General features: G+C 45.2%; 17 protein-coding genes. 5 read left to right on the top strand and 12 right to left on the bottom strand.

From position 1 onward, the window contains the following. Positions 1 to 121 precede the first annotated feature (121 nt). From NOM90_RS01205 to NOM90_RS01195, 3 genes are read left to right on the top strand one after another with little or no spacing between them, the layout of a single operon-like run. A complete protein-coding gene (locus tag NOM90_RS01205; RefSeq protein WP_255939369.1) occupies positions 122 to 583 on the top strand; it encodes a nuclear transport factor 2 family protein in 462 nt (153 codons plus the stop codon). After that, entirely contained in the window at positions 580 to 1,161 is a 582-nt protein-coding gene (locus NOM90_RS01200; RefSeq protein WP_255939367.1) for a TetR/AcrR family transcriptional regulator, read from the top strand. The genes NOM90_RS01205 and NOM90_RS01200 overlap by 4 nt, the downstream gene beginning before the upstream one ends. A gap of 14 nt (positions 1,162 to 1,175) precedes the next feature. Beyond that, a complete protein-coding gene (locus NOM90_RS01195; RefSeq protein WP_255939365.1) occupies positions 1,176 to 1,652 on the top strand; it encodes a DinB family protein in 477 nt (158 codons plus the stop codon). A gap of 85 nt (positions 1,653 to 1,737) precedes the next feature. Here the strand turns inward: NOM90_RS01195 and NOM90_RS01190 are convergent, their stop codons facing one another. The 5 genes from NOM90_RS01190 to NOM90_RS01170 form a co-directional block, all read right to left on the bottom strand. Further along, positions 1,738 to 2,517, bottom strand: coding sequence for a PP2C family serine/threonine-protein phosphatase (locus tag NOM90_RS01190; protein ID WP_255939363.1), 780 nt, complete (start codon positions 2,515 to 2,517; stop codon positions 1,738 to 1,740). Positions 2,518 to 2,629: 112 nt separating this feature from the next. Beyond that, a complete protein-coding gene (locus NOM90_RS01185; protein WP_255939361.1) occupies positions 2,630 to 2,869 on the bottom strand; it encodes a DUF896 domain-containing protein in 240 nt (79 codons plus the stop codon). Positions 2,870 to 2,980: 111 nt separating this feature from the next. After that, positions 2,981 to 4,273, bottom strand: a complete 1,293-nt coding sequence (locus NOM90_RS01180; protein ID WP_255939359.1) for an MFS transporter — start codon at positions 4,271 to 4,273, stop codon at positions 2,981 to 2,983. Positions 4,274 to 4,321: 48 nt separating this feature from the next. Next, positions 4,322 to 5,302 carry an aldo/keto reductase gene (locus tag NOM90_RS01175; RefSeq protein WP_255939358.1) on the bottom strand — a complete coding sequence of 327 codons (981 nt, stop codon included), beginning with the start codon at positions 5,300 to 5,302 and terminating at the stop codon, positions 4,322 to 4,324. Between the two features lie 12 nt (positions 5,303 to 5,314). Beyond that, a complete protein-coding gene (locus NOM90_RS01170; protein ID WP_255939357.1) occupies positions 5,315 to 5,863 on the bottom strand; it encodes a DUF4334 domain-containing protein in 549 nt (182 codons plus the stop codon). Between the two features lie 141 nt (positions 5,864 to 6,004). On the opposite strand from NOM90_RS01170, the gene NOM90_RS01165 reads away from it, so the two are divergent. Further along, positions 6,005 to 6,523, top strand: coding sequence for a TetR/AcrR family transcriptional regulator (locus NOM90_RS01165; RefSeq protein ID WP_255939356.1), 519 nt, complete (start codon positions 6,005 to 6,007; stop codon positions 6,521 to 6,523). Between the two features lie 97 nt (positions 6,524 to 6,620). Here the strand turns inward: NOM90_RS01165 and NOM90_RS01160 are convergent, their stop codons facing one another. Further along, the gene (locus tag NOM90_RS01160; RefSeq protein ID WP_255939354.1) at positions 6,621 to 6,950 is read right to left on the bottom strand and encodes a hypothetical protein; all 330 of its coding nucleotides are present in this window, start codon (positions 6,948 to 6,950) and stop codon (positions 6,621 to 6,623) included. Positions 6,951 to 7,163: 213 nt separating this feature from the next. Here NOM90_RS01160 and NOM90_RS01155 point away from each other — a divergent pair, with 213 nt between their 5' ends. Next, on the top strand, positions 7,164 to 8,003 hold the full coding sequence (locus NOM90_RS01155) for a YitT family protein (protein ID WP_255939352.1): 840 nt from the start codon (positions 7,164 to 7,166) through the stop codon (positions 8,001 to 8,003). 58 nt (positions 8,004 to 8,061) lie between these two features. Here the strand turns inward: NOM90_RS01155 and NOM90_RS01150 are convergent, their stop codons facing one another. The 6 genes from NOM90_RS01150 to NOM90_RS01125 are packed head-to-tail and all read right to left on the bottom strand — an operon-like array spanning position 8,062 to position 13,096. Next, positions 8,062 to 8,619: a carboxymuconolactone decarboxylase family protein gene (locus NOM90_RS01150; protein ID WP_255939351.1), complete on the bottom strand. Its 558-nt coding sequence runs from the start codon at positions 8,617 to 8,619 to the stop codon at positions 8,062 to 8,064. Positions 8,620 to 8,635: 16 nt separating this feature from the next. Beyond that, positions 8,636 to 9,421, bottom strand: a complete 786-nt coding sequence (locus tag NOM90_RS01145) for an ABC transporter ATP-binding protein (RefSeq protein ID WP_255939350.1) — start codon at positions 9,419 to 9,421, stop codon at positions 8,636 to 8,638. Continuing rightward, positions 9,418 to 10,236 carry an ABC transporter ATP-binding protein gene (locus NOM90_RS01140; RefSeq protein ID WP_255939348.1) on the bottom strand — a complete coding sequence of 273 codons (819 nt, stop codon included), beginning with the start codon at positions 10,234 to 10,236 and terminating at the stop codon, positions 9,418 to 9,420. The genes NOM90_RS01145 and NOM90_RS01140 overlap by 4 nt, the downstream gene beginning before the upstream one ends. Before the next feature lie 6 nt (positions 10,237 to 10,242). Continuing rightward, complete coding sequence (locus tag NOM90_RS01135; protein WP_255939346.1) at positions 10,243 to 11,280, bottom strand: hypothetical protein; 1,038 nt, start codon at positions 11,278 to 11,280, stop codon at positions 10,243 to 10,245. A 39-nt stretch (positions 11,281 to 11,319) separates the two neighbouring features. Next, entirely contained in the window at positions 11,320 to 12,159 is an 840-nt protein-coding gene (locus tag NOM90_RS01130) for an ABC transporter permease (RefSeq protein ID WP_255939345.1), read from the bottom strand. Positions 12,160 to 12,178: 19 nt separating this feature from the next. After that, positions 12,179 to 13,096 (bottom strand): ABC transporter permease, encoded by a 918-nt coding sequence (locus NOM90_RS01125; RefSeq protein WP_255939344.1) that lies wholly within the window; start codon positions 13,094 to 13,096, stop codon positions 12,179 to 12,181. Between the last annotated feature and the right edge of the window lie 48 nt (positions 13,097 to 13,144).

Below are 13,144 nucleotides of genomic sequence, written 5' to 3'. Positions count from 1 at the left end.
ATTTTTTTCTTTTACAGATATAGTAATTCTCAATATTTTAACAATATCAAAAATAGTATTTGCTTTTCTAAACCGATCGGTTTATATTAAAACAAACAGTACAGAAAGCGAGGAAATACACATGTCAAACTTAGTACCTCCATTCACCCTCGAAACGGCTATTCAAAAAACCCGTCTTGCAGAAGATAGCTGGAATAGCCGGGATCCACAACGCGTATCGCTTGTATACACCGAAGATTGTTATTGGAGAAATCGCAGCGAGTTTCTTACAGGTCGTGAAGAGATTGTAGCTCTGCTTACTCGGAAATGGGCAAAAGAATTGGATTACAGACTGATTAAAGAACTATGGGCATTTACAGACAATCGCATCGCCGTACGTTTCGCTTATGAATGGCACGACGATAGCAATAATTGGTTCAGATCTTACGGAAATGAAAATTGGGAATTTGCCGAGAACGGATTAATGCAACGTAGATTCGCTTCGATCAATGATATGCCGATCCAAGAGCAAGATCGAAAATTCCATTGGGCACTTGGCACGCGTCCTGCCGATCATCCAAGCTTAAGTGAGTTGGGACTATGACACGTACCGTTTTTGAAAAACCAGATGTCATCCCGCTCGTTACCGAAGTGTTTCGTGAGCTAGGTTACGAAGGGGCTTCTATGAGCAAGATTACAGCTCGAACCGGCTTATCCAAAGGAAGTCTGTATCACTTCTTCCCCGGCGGCAAAGACGAGATCGCTGCTGAAATTCTGACTCATATCGATAAGTGGTTTGTCCTTCACCTTTTTGAACCGCTTGAGAAGAATGAACCGCAGGCAGCGATTACTCATATGTGGCAAGAGGTCGATGCTTATTTCCAATCCGGTCAACGGATATGTCTAATCGGCGCATTCGCTTTGGATGAAACGAGAGATCGTTTTGCGGCTACGATTCGCCAGTATTTTATCAGGTGGATGGAAGCATTAAGCGCGGCTTTGGTACGAGCAGGTATTGCACCTGAAGAGGCGAATCGAATGTCAGAAGAAACCGTTGCAGGGATTCAAGGCGGATTGGTATTGAGCAGAGCCCTTTCTGATGAAACGTTCTTTGGACGCACGTTGGAAAATTTGTCTCAACGAATCTCAACTGCTATTTCTGCAACTAACGGTAGTCACTAATTAGGGGGCAAATCATGAGCCATTTTGTAATCGATCAATTGAGTTTTATTCGCCGTCAGACCTTAGATTATGTGAGTAACCTAGATGAATCGATCTCTGAGATCATCCCTGTCGGTTTGAAAAACAATATCAAATGGAATTTGGGACATCTGTATGTGGTGTTTGAGAAGTTTGCTCTCCAGCTTACCGGGCAAGAAACCCAATATCCTACTGACTTTAACAAATGGTTCGATCCAGGAACTCAACCTGCTGAATGGAAGACGACACCTCCAACTTTGTCTCAAATCAGTGATTTGTTAACCGAACAATTTGAAAGAGCTGAACTTATACTATCGAGCAAGACGCAAGAAGAAATCCATCCCCATTACAAATCTTCTACAGGTCTTACGTTTACGAATGTCGAACAACTGCTGGGATTTCTGATTTATCATGAAGCGATGCATTTTGCGACAATCAAAAATTTAAAAAGTATCATCCAAAATCAAGGTTAAAAAAACAAACCGATCTTACCTTCTAACTGAATGAAAGTAAGACCGGTTTTGTTTTTCAATCCAATATTTTAGACAAATAGATATTCTATGTCTGAGGTGAATCCGACGGCATAGCCGCTTCCCGCTCATTATGTGTACGAAAGCTGACAAAGGTCGTACTATCTACGGTCTGCCCCTGATGCAATTCCTCCAAAAAAGCTTGACCCAAGTCTTCCGAACGACATAAGTCCGCAATCGAAATCGCAGCATCCGTATGATCCAAATATCCGTCTGTAATCATACAAATATGATTTGTCCCTGTGCGAAGTTGTCTGCGTCCAAGCGAATAACTCGGAACGACTTGATCAAATGAATTCACTTTCCCGATCCACTCATAAAAATTCCGCTGATTCAAGCGGGTTTGATTCCATTTTTCTAACTCTTCATGGATCAAAAACAACTCACAATCACCTACAGAAAGCCATCCTAGCATATTGTCTTTTCGAATCGTAATCAGACAAGATGCTTCCCCTTGAAGAGAACGACATTGCTCCAAAAATGAATCCGATTTCAACAAGCTAAGCAGAAAGTGTTCGATTTTATCAAATAGTACCTTAATATCGGAATCCAAAATAAATCGAATCGCTTCCTCATGTTGTTGCAACGTCGCAATAATGAGTTCCGCGCTATCGCAAGAATGATGCGCATCGATCAACGTGACGAATTCCCATGTTGGATCACACCAAATCAAGAACCCGTCTTCATTTTTATAAGCGCCGCTTTGTGTGTTCCCGCCATATCGACCCACTGTAAGTTGTGACACTTTCTCAATAGACGGCAAATCCAAATACGCGTGTTGCGAACCGACCCAGTCTTTGCTATCCACCGGTCATCCCTCCTCTGATCACAATCTCTTATCCCTATATACAAGAAAGACGTATCTATACGACTCAGATAGATACGTCCATTATGATGCTATGCCCTTATGTCATGATAACTTAGTCGTTTTTATGTCGTCCTAATTCATTTTGCTTTGCTTTTAATTTCTCCGGCGTCACATCGTCACCTAATGGATCGACAATCGTAGAATTAAGCAAAATATCATTGACCGAACCACGGAATACGCGCAAATATTCTTTACGCAATGTGAGTTGTTCTGCTTTTTCCGCTTCAGTCAGACCTTCTTCTTTTTCTTTTCTCGACAGTTCATTAATGCGTTCCAAAATTGGAATAACCATAACAAGACCTCCTTTATTCCTGACAAGCTCTAACGAGCGTTTATACCCAATTTTAACGAATATGAGCTTTGTTGTACATAGACGGGCAACAAGCGCGGCGTAACTCACCTATTACTTAGCTTTTCTCGACCACAATACGACCGGAATTAACAGCAAGGACAATACGGCTCCTGACAGCGAAAGAACCGAATAACTACTATGCGCCACGACCATACCCGATAATACGCCTCCTGATGCTCCAGACAACGCAATGAGTACATCTACCGTCCCTTGCGTCTTCGCGCGATTCTCCGGCGTTGTCGCATCGACAATCGCAGCCGTACCGCTGATCAGACCGAAGTTCCATCCCAAGCCGAGCAGCGCAAGGGCTAGAATTAACATCCCCATATGGTCTCCCGGCGCAAAAGCAGCTACCAGACCTGCTAGCAGCAACGTCACCCCCGAAGCGTACGACATCTTTTTACGACCGTATTTATCGACCAGTACGCCTGTAATCAGCGAAGGCAGATACATCGCGGCGACATGGATACCGATAACGATCCCGACTGCGCCTAGCCCATGCCCGTGATGTTTCATATGCACAGGTGTCATCGTCATAATGCCGACCATTACGACTTGCGTCAGTACCATAACCGCAGCGCCTACGATGATGCCGACTTTGTTGGCTTGAGCAGTTACTACATTAGCTGAACTGGATAACGTTGCCGTCGATTTTTCCATTTTCATTTGATCTTGTTCGCGCTGCGCTGTCGCGATCGCTTTAGCGACGATCAGCGGATCGGGCTTTAACCAGATTAACAAAACAAACCCGGCTAACAAGTATGCCGCCGCCGCCAACATAAAAGGCCCGGATAAAGTCGGTGCTCCTATAGAAGTCGCAATTCCCCCGGTCACATTGACCAAATTCGGTCCCGCTACGGCACCGAACGTCGTAAATACCATCGCGAGACTGATCGATCTGGCACGCTCTGTCGGCAGCGCAAGATCCGTTCCCGCATATCTCGCTTGCAGATTCGTCGCGGTACCTGCTCCGTAAACAAGAAGCGAGATCAGAAGCAGCGGAATACTTTGAAGCATAGCGGCGAAAATAACGCCAATCGCTCCGACTCCCCCACCAATAAATCCGGCAGCTAATCCAATCCGTCGGCCATACCGCTGAGACAGACGTCCGACAAGCAATGCTGCGGCTGCCGAACCTAACGTGAACAAAGCGGTCGGAATACCCGCAAAGCTATCTGTGCCGAACATCTCTTGTGCCAGCAATGCTCCGACCGTGATTCCGGCAGCTAGACCTGCTCCCCCGAACATTTGCGAAGCGATAACGATCTTCATGGTTTTGCGATACAAATTACGCTGTAATTCCGGTGAATCGATATAAGATTGTAAACTTTCTTTTGCCGACATGATTGACGTCCCTCTGCTTTCTCTCTGATGAAAAGATCCTATTTCAACTTAACTATGCCCTACAATAGCATGCGGAATATAAGGTTCTTCCAACCAAGCCATATCTTCTGCCGTGAGTTGGACATTTAATGCCCGTACAGCGTCTTCCAAATGAGAAATCTTGGTCGCTCCTATAATAGGAGAAGTAATCGATGTATGGTGTAACAACCAAGCTAATGCGATATGAGTCCGCCCTACCTGGTATCGATTTGCAAGTTCAGCGACCCGCTCGATAATGACACGGTCAGCATCTGCTGTCGCATCATACTTCGATTTTTGCACCTGATCGCTTTCCGAACGAGCGGTTGTCTGAGACAAATCTCTCGTTAATCTTCCCGAAGCCAAAGGGCTATACGGCGTAACTCCAATTCCTTCCGCTTTGCATAGAGGCAACATCTCCCGTTCCTCTTCTCTATAGATCAGATTCACATGATTTTGCATCGAGACGAATTTAGTCCACCCATTCTTTTCTGCGGTATATAACGCTTTTTGAAATTGCCACGCATACATTGCAGACGCCCCGATATATCGGGCTTTTCCCGCTTTGACAACGTCGTGCAAAGCCTCCATCGTTTCTTCGATCGGCGTATGTTCATCCCAGCGGTGAATCAGATATAGATCCACATAATCGGTTTGCAGTCGCTGTAGACTTTTATCGATTTCACTGAATATCGCTTTACGGGATAATCCTGCTCCATTTGGTCCTTCGTGCATCCGACCATGTAACTTTGTGGCGAGTACCACTTCATCCCGATTAGCAAAGTCTTTAATCGCTTTTCCCAAAATCTCTTCGCTAACGCCCATCGAATACACATTAGCCGTATCAAAAAAGTTAATTCCAAGTTCTAATGCTTTTTGAATAATTGGTCGGCTCTGATCTTCGTTTAGCACCCAAGAATGAATCCATTTAGTGGGGTCGCCAAATCCCATACATCCTAGACACAATTTAGAGACATCCAGCCCGGTATTTCCTAGCTTCACGTATTGCATGTAGAGTCCTCCTTAATGAGTATCTACTCGATTCAACACAAAAAAGTATGTCAGATCGCTATCCAGACTTTTGATATCCATAATCGCAAATAACGTATCATCGTCCACTTTCCGGAAAACATCGATGATGTCTTTTTGATCATAGACCATAGAAGCACTCTGTTTCCCTCGATATTCGATATGACGTAATCGGGCTGCGCTTTTACGGGTTTGTAAAATAGGACGCATGATCGTCATCGCTGGGCGAATCATGGACGTTGGGATATTTTGAAAAGGAAGATTCATCGGGATCAGCAGCGGATTCACGATATAACGGTTTCCGTTCTTTTTCTCAAACACCAAAGGATGCACGTTCTCAGGGTCAAGAAATTCTTTGCCGTACCAGCCCGAAGCCGTAAGTAGCCCTTCGAGGGGGTGTCCGGTGTTCAGTTCTTCGCCTTTCCATAGCCCCCACATCTCCTGCATATCTACCGAATCTAACTCGTCAAAAAAAGAAAAAGATTCTTCTTGCGAACAAAAACGGTTTAGCATCTGATTTAAGCGTTGTTTTGTAAAATTCAAATCAAATTCCCACCTTTGGCATTTGAAGTAGACGCCAAGCACTGATACACTTGTATCTGAAAAGGCAAGACGATCGGTACGATTACGACTTGACCCATCCATCAACACAACCCAAGCGATACAAACAAGAGGAGAATATACATGACTGAAAACGAAGTCGTTCGTACATCTATTGCTGAATCTTTATTACAGCTTATGCAAAAACAAACCTTAGATAAAATTACGATCGTGGAGTTAACCAAAAGAGCAGGCGTTTCGCGTATGTCCTTTTATCGTAATTTTAATTCAAAAGAAGAAGTCTTGGTCAACTATATGGAACAAATTTTTCAAGACTTTGTAAATCAAATTCCGGATTTTAACGAATTGAAGGTTTTTGAAGATTCAAAAGTGTTCTTTTCTTATCTGCGGCACCATCACGTACTGATGAGAAGCCTAATGAAAGCCGATCTGTTCAGCATCTTTACAAACAGCTTTAGTCATCATTTTGTTAAATTGTTCGTTGATGTTTATCAATTGGATCGAAATGAGCAATATCGCAGTTACGAACTTTCTTACCGTATAGGCGGGCTTGCGAATATCATTTTGGTTTGGGTGAAAAACGATTTTCAAGAAAGCGATGAACAAATGGCTGATGTGTTTCGGTATTTATACGAGATGTAACGTAGCCGTTATAATCAAAAGCTCCCTTCGAATGTTACCGAAGGGAGCTTTTTTGCAACCAATTCATTTTTAGAAAAACGAAAGCCTGGTCGAATGCTTAAGCTTTTTTGGCAACTGCTTTTTTACGTGCAGGTGCTTTTTTTGCTTTTTTCGCAGCAGCTTCCGCTTCTTTACCTTCTTGATATTTACGTTCGGTTTCTTCGCGTTCTTCGCGGCGTCCTTCGTGCATCGCCTGCACGTCAGTCTCCACTTGCGCACGACATTTCTCATCTTGCATTGTCAAAAACTTTTCGAAAGCATCTGGATACATAAACTTCCGAGTCTCCGGCTCATCGGCAAAACGAACTTCGATACGCGGACCCTCGTGATTTACAATTTCTCCTTGTCCATAACTTACATGTTCTACTTTTTGACCGATAAACTGCATGCAGAGCGTCTCCTTTGTCGTACCTTTTTATTAAGTATACCACATAACTAACGTCTCGGTCTCTTTTCATCTAACTCGCACGTTTCCTTTAGTCGTCTACTCCGTTACTCTGGTATCTTGGTAGATCAGGTTCTTGAGAGAAATCAGGCAATCATGCTTAAATACGTAGAGGATTATAGGAACCGTGAACCGGATAGAAAGAAGGATCGTTCGTTGAAAAAGACAGCTCTAGATCTACTCCTGATTGCGATCGGTGCTTTGGCTTTCGCGCTTGGCATCAATGTATTTGTTATTCCTCATGAATTGGGCGAAGGCGGCGTAGTCGGGATTACGATCATTTTATATTATGCGCTTCAGTGGTCGCCGGGATGGAGCAGCTTCATTATTAATATGACCTTGCTTGCGATCGGTTATCGATTACTCCCGAAAAAAACAGTAGGCTACACCTTAGTTGCCGTCGCTATGCACGCTTGGTTTCTCCACCTCACCGCAGGTTGGCATGTCGCGTCGAATGATCTGATGGTGAATGCGATCTTCGGCGGAGCTGTGATCGGATTTGGAATCGGACTCATTATCCGTAGAGACGGCACAACGGCGGGAACCGTCATTATCGCTCGTCTAATGAATAAATATTGGGGTTGGAATATTAGCCGGGCGCTTCTGGTCTGTGATGTGCTTGTAGCTGCCGGTTCGTACTTTATTATTGGAGCAGAAAAGCTAATGTTCACGATTATCATGCTCGTCGTCGCGACAAAAGTGATTGATCTCGTAACCACAGGCGTCAATCCACAAAAATCGGTCACCATTATCTCCAAACGAAAAGATGAGATCGCTCAAAAAGTGAATGCTCAGATGGATCGCGTCGTAACGGTCGTCAGCGGGCAAGGCTATGACACCCAGCATGCGGTAGACATTTTGTATATCGTGGTGAATAAAAAAGAACTGCCTTTGCTTAAAAATATCGTCAAAAATACAGACCGTGATGCTTTCCTAACGATTCATCAACTGCAAGATGTATTCGGAAAAGGATTCGTCGATCTACAAAAATCGTAAAAAAAGACTCTTTTCCCAAGTGGGAAAGAGTCTTTTGATTGTTACCGATTAAATGAGCTTAAGCTTTTTCCGGCAAAATGTTTTTGTCGAATTCAACTTCGAACAAATACTCGTCCAGATCAACTTTGAGCGCTTCATTGAAAATGTTCGACGCGATCATTTTGCAACCTACTGTTGTAATCAGAACGATCTCTGCCGGTGTAAATTTCGCTTTCAGGCGATCATAGATCGAAGGATCGATATTGTTCGCGTTGTTCACCAGGCCGCGACCGTAGTCGATTAATACTTTTTCAGTCTCTGTAAATTCGAATTCGTCGAATTGCAGATCCAAATCTCGAAGCAGTTTCGCATGGTAAGTCGAGCACACCAAGCAGTCGTTTTCGGTCGAAATCGCATAGCAGTAGAAGTATACCGCGCGGCTGCCGATAATTTCTTGGAGTTCATTACGTACCGGATAAAACTCCATCGCGCGGAATGAAGGCATCGAATACAGCAATGTTTTCACCATATTTGTAACGCGGCTACCGCTTTTCAACCGTTCATCCATAAAAGCTTGAACTTCCGGGCTCATCTCTTCGGGTTTCATCAAAGGTACAACACTGTTGCTGATCGTCATAGTTAACTCCTCCTTATTAATCTGTAAATTGTGGAATGTCGATCTTTGGAATCGCTCCGATTAGCGACTGGGTATACATATGCTGCGGACGATGAAAAATATCTGCGGTCTCGCCTTCTTCAACGACAACGCCTTCTTTCATGACCATCACCCGGTGCGAAATGCTATAGATCACTTCCAAACCGTGAGCGATAAACAAATACGATACGCCTTTGCTTCGCTGCAATGCTTTGAGCAATTCTAAAATCTGCGATTGAATCGTCATATCGAGTGCGGATGTCGGTTCGTCACACACGATAATCGATGGCTCGGCGGCTAGTGCGCGAGCTATTCCGACCCGCTGACACTGACCGCCAGAAAGTTCTTTAGGATATCGCGATCGATATTCCAGCGGCAACCCTACATCGTTCAGCAATTGATCGACGCGTGTATCGATATCTTTGCCCGAAAGTTTGAAATAAAGCTTCAAAGGTTCGGCAATCAGATCGCGCACTTTCAACCGAGGGTTCAATGATGACACCGGATCTTGAAAAATATACTGAACATTGCGTTTATCCTCTCTAGGGCGAGAAGCACGATCTAGCGTTTTGCCATTTAATCGCATCTGACCTTCCGTTGTCGGAATCATACCCGCGATCATTTTGGCAACTGTTGTTTTTCCGCTACCGGACTCTCCAACAATGCCTAACGTCTCTCCTTTTCCCAGAAACAACGAAACGCCGTCTACCGCGGTAAAATCTTTGCCGCTTCGAGTGGGATAGACTTTGCGTAGACCTTCAACTTCAAGTACAGGTTCACTCATAGCTTCACCTCCTCGAAGTAGATCCGCGGCATACTGCTTAACAGCTGTTTGGTATAGGGATGCGCAGGACGTGTGAAGATATCGGTTTTGCTGCCTTCTTCAACGAGTTCGCCTTGCTTCATGACGATCACTCGATCTGCGACTTCATGCACAACGCCTAAATCGTGCGTGATAAATAATACGGTCATGCCGTATTGCTTTTTAAGCTTTAAGATCAGCTGCAAGATCTGAGCTTGCACAGTGACGTCAAGAGCAGTCGTCGGTTCGTCGGCAAGCAGCAACTTCGGCTTCGAAGAAAGAGCCATGGCGATCATTACGCGTTGCCGCATCCCGCCAGAGAGTTGAAACGGATATTGCTTCACCACATCATCGACATTCCGAATTTCGACTTGTTTCAGCAATTCTTTGGCTTCGCTCAGTGCGACTTTACGGCTGAGTTTTTTGTCAGCATGTAGTCGAATCAGATCGACCATCTGCGTGCCGATCGTATAGACCGGGTTCAGCGCGCTAAGCGCATCTTGAAAGACCATCGCAATCTTTTTGCCGCGAACTTGGCATAATTGCTTTTCGTTAAGCTTCAATAGATCTTGACCTTCAAAAAGAATCTGTCCTTGGGTATATTGCGCAGGCGGTTCTGGTAACAATCGCATAATCGATTTTGCGGCGACGCTTTTACCGCTTCCGGATTCGCCGACCATACATAACACTTCGCCTTCGCGAATATCGAAAGACAAGTCTTTGAAAATAGTCGTTGTCGATTCGCGTTTTACAAATTGCAGACCGAGTTGTTGAACTTTGATAAGCGGTGTAGACATGATGGTCTAGTCTCCTCCTTCCCGAGGCGATGCGCCCGTGAGATTGAATGAAAGCGGCTGATGCGCCAAATTGTCGCTACGCCGTAGACGCTGCAGAGCTTCACGGGCAAGAGCTAGATCAAAAATCGATAGCCCGAAAGCGTTAAACATAAGCTTAGTGGAAGAATTTTGTTTGATCACATTCGTATCGCTCACATTCTCCAATAACTTCACTTTGTTTTCAATAGAAGGGTACTCTCTTGCATGAACGAAAAGAGATTGACTACTGGACGGAACGCCCGCTGCGTAATCGTCGCATACAATATGATCGAAAGCTTCGATAGCATCACTTGAAACATCTCTCATCCCTACGTGCAGATACAAGTGACCGTTCACGAAATGCTGAGAATTTAAATACGGCTCAGCTGCCGATGTTACCCCGACAATAATTTCTACAAAATCAAGCCGGTTTGGAAGTTCAAGGTGGATTCGAACCGTAATGCCTCGTTTATCCAGTTCAACTTGGAACTTTTCTTGAAGCTGCTTGGCATGTTCGGGATTACGACTCCACAGATGCAGCTCTTTTAGATTCGGCAGTACGGGTAATAGACTGCGTAATTGATAAAAAGCTTGGAACCCAGATCCGCATATTAGCAAAGAGCCTGCTGAAGGATGAGCAAGAGCGCGTGCAGCGGCAGCAGATACCGCACCCGTACGTAGCCCGCTAATTAGCTCACCTTCAAGCAGAGCAATCGGTTGACCGCTTTCCAGATCATTTAACAAAATAATTGGCTGCGTATAAGGAAGGGCTTGATTATTACTTCTTGGCATATGCGATGTCCATTTTAGCCCGGCAACGCCGGAAGCTTCTGGTGTAGCGCCAAGATAAGCAGGGAGCGAATAAAATGCGCCGTGTTCCGGCTTTCCTCGCTTCATCGCAACTTCCTGTGCAAAAACCGACGTTCCAGCCGCTTTGCCGCGTAGTGTTTCTTCAATCACTGACAGCGTTAACTGTGGATCATCAATACCGCTTTGCTCAATCAAATCGCGGGACACGATATACATTCTGCGTTCGCTTCCTTTCTTTTGAATCTAAACGTTACATTATCTAGCTTCGGAGCGATCCCGTAGCCAATCGCCGAACAGATTAATACTCAAGATCACAAAGGCGATTGCAAGACCGGGAAGAGTCGATAACCACCATGCGGAGTCAATATAGCTTTTGCCGTCATTGACCATACCGCCCCAAGTTGGCGTCGAGACTTCGATACCAAGCCCGAGGAAACTCAGTGCAGCGGCAAGCAAGATCATATGCGACATTTGCAGCGCCGCTTGCGTGGCAATCGTAAACCACGTATTCGGTAAAATATGCCGAATCATAACGGTAGCATGCGGAACGCCCATTGCACGCGCTGCTTCGACATACTCCATTTCTTTTAATGACAGCACTTGGCTACGGACTACCCGGGCGAACGTCACCCAACCTGTTACGGCGAGTACGATGACGATATTCGTAAGTCCCGAACCCAATACCGCTACCATCACAATCGCAAGCAACATGCTCGGAATCGACATTTGAATATCCGCCAGGCGCATGAGTAAGGCATCGACTTTACCGCCAAAGTACCCTGCGATAATACCGATCGCGCTCCCAAGAACACCAGAAACGAATACGGCGATGATACTGATCCATAATGACAAACGCCCGCCATACAACAAACGGCTTAATACGTCTCGTCCTAGTTGATCGGTTCCAAGCAAGCTGATGCCGCCATCATTGCCATAATGACTGAGCGGCGGAATCAAAATATCTTGGAGTGATTGACTATACGGATCGACGGGCGCGAACCAAGGAGCAAATACCGTCAATATAAAGATGACAACAAGCGCTCCGATACTCACGATGCCTTTTGCACCGCCGCGCGGTAAAATGCTTTTTTTCATCACGTATGCCTCACTTCATTCATCGAACCTTGATACGTGGATCGATACGATGATAGATCAAATCTGTTACGAGCGTCAGCGTAATATACAAAATGCTGACGACTAAAATACTGGCTTGAACCAATGGGAAATCTCGATTACTTACGGCTTGGATAATCAACTGACCCACGCCGGGCCAAGAAAAGATCGTTTCGGTAACAACCGCGCCTGCGATCATGACCCCGAATTCCAAACTGATAACGGTGACGACGGGAAGCAGTGCATTTTTCAATCCGCGTTTGAAGATTCGTCTGCGCTTGGAAAATCCTTGAGCTTGACTAGTGACCATATAACCTTGCTCCATGACTTCAATCAGCGAAGCGCGCATCGTCCTTGCGATTGGAGCAATCGGATACGCAGCTAGAGTCAATGCTGGAAGAATAATCGATTCAAGCCCGCGATTACCGGATGTCGGTAACCAGTGCAGATTCACGGCAAAAATCAAAATCAGCACGATACCGATCCAAAAGACCGGTAAAGACTGGGTTAAAAAGATCCAACCATTGAGTAGATAATCAATGATGCTGTTTTTGTAGTACGCCGACAAAATGCCAACTAACAACCCGACGGCAACCGCGATAATAATCGCGAATACTGCCAGATCGATCGTTGCAGGCATACGTTCAAGCACCATTTTCAGAGCTGAATCTTTGTAATAAAGAGAGTTGCCTAGATCGCCGGTGACTAAATTTTTGAGATAATCGATATATTGCATCCATACCGGACGATCAAAGCCGAGACTTTGTCTCAGCGCCGTCACTTGATCTTCGCTGGCTTCCGGTGGCAACATCAGCCGGGCGGGATCGCCCGACAGCCGGATAATGAAGAATACAATCGTTGCCGCGCCGATCACAGCAAGAAGTGCCTGTCCCAGACGCTTGAGTACATAACGTTTCACGGCTGTCTACCTCCTATCCGGCTTAAGCCAAAACTTTTGCATAGTTGT

Origin of the sequence: Saccharibacillus sp. JS10, assembly GCF_024436065.1 — a bacterium.
GTDB lineage: Bacteria > Bacillota > Bacilli > Paenibacillales > Paenibacillaceae > Saccharibacillus.
The sequence above is the reverse complement of the archived record's forward strand: the minus strand, read 5'-3'. Positions and strand labels throughout refer to the sequence as shown.

Bases quoted from the DNA above. Each gene is read 5' to 3' on its own strand.
- NOM90_RS01205 (WP_255939369.1), top strand. From the start codon at position 122: ATGTCAAACTTAGTACCTCCATTCACCCTCGAAACGGCTATTCAAAAA.
- NOM90_RS01200 (WP_255939367.1), top strand. From the start codon at position 580: ATGACACGTACCGTTTTTGAAAAACCAGATGTCATCCCGCTCGTTACC.
- NOM90_RS01195 (WP_255939365.1), top strand. From the start codon at position 1,176: ATGAGCCATTTTGTAATCGATCAATTGAGTTTTATTCGCCGTCAGACC.
- NOM90_RS01185 (WP_255939361.1), bottom strand. From the start codon at position 2,869: ATGGTTATTCCAATTTTGGAACGCATTAATGAACTGTCGAGAAAAGAA.
- NOM90_RS01180 (WP_255939359.1), bottom strand. From the start codon at position 4,273: ATGTCGGCAAAAGAAAGTTTACAATCTTATATCGATTCACCGGAATTA.
- NOM90_RS01175 (WP_255939358.1), bottom strand. From the start codon at position 5,302: ATGCAATACGTGAAGCTAGGAAATACCGGGCTGGATGTCTCTAAATTG.
- NOM90_RS01165 (WP_255939356.1), top strand. From the start codon at position 6,005: ATGACTGAAAACGAAGTCGTTCGTACATCTATTGCTGAATCTTTATTA.
- NOM90_RS01160 (WP_255939354.1), bottom strand. From the start codon at position 6,950: ATGCAGTTTATCGGTCAAAAAGTAGAACATGTAAGTTATGGACAAGGA.
- NOM90_RS01150 (WP_255939351.1), bottom strand. From the start codon at position 8,619: ATGACGATCAGCAACAGTGTTGTACCTTTGATGAAACCCGAAGAGATG.
- NOM90_RS01145 (WP_255939350.1), bottom strand. From the start codon at position 9,421: ATGAGTGAACCTGTACTTGAAGTTGAAGGTCTACGCAAAGTCTATCCC.
- NOM90_RS01140 (WP_255939348.1), bottom strand. From the start codon at position 10,236: ATGTCTACACCGCTTATCAAAGTTCAACAACTCGGTCTGCAATTTGTA.
- NOM90_RS01135 (WP_255939346.1), bottom strand. From the start codon at position 11,280: ATGTATATCGTGTCCCGCGATTTGATTGAGCAAAGCGGTATTGATGAT.
- NOM90_RS01130 (WP_255939345.1), bottom strand. From the start codon at position 12,159: ATGAAAAAAAGCATTTTACCGCGCGGCGGTGCAAAAGGCATCGTGAGT.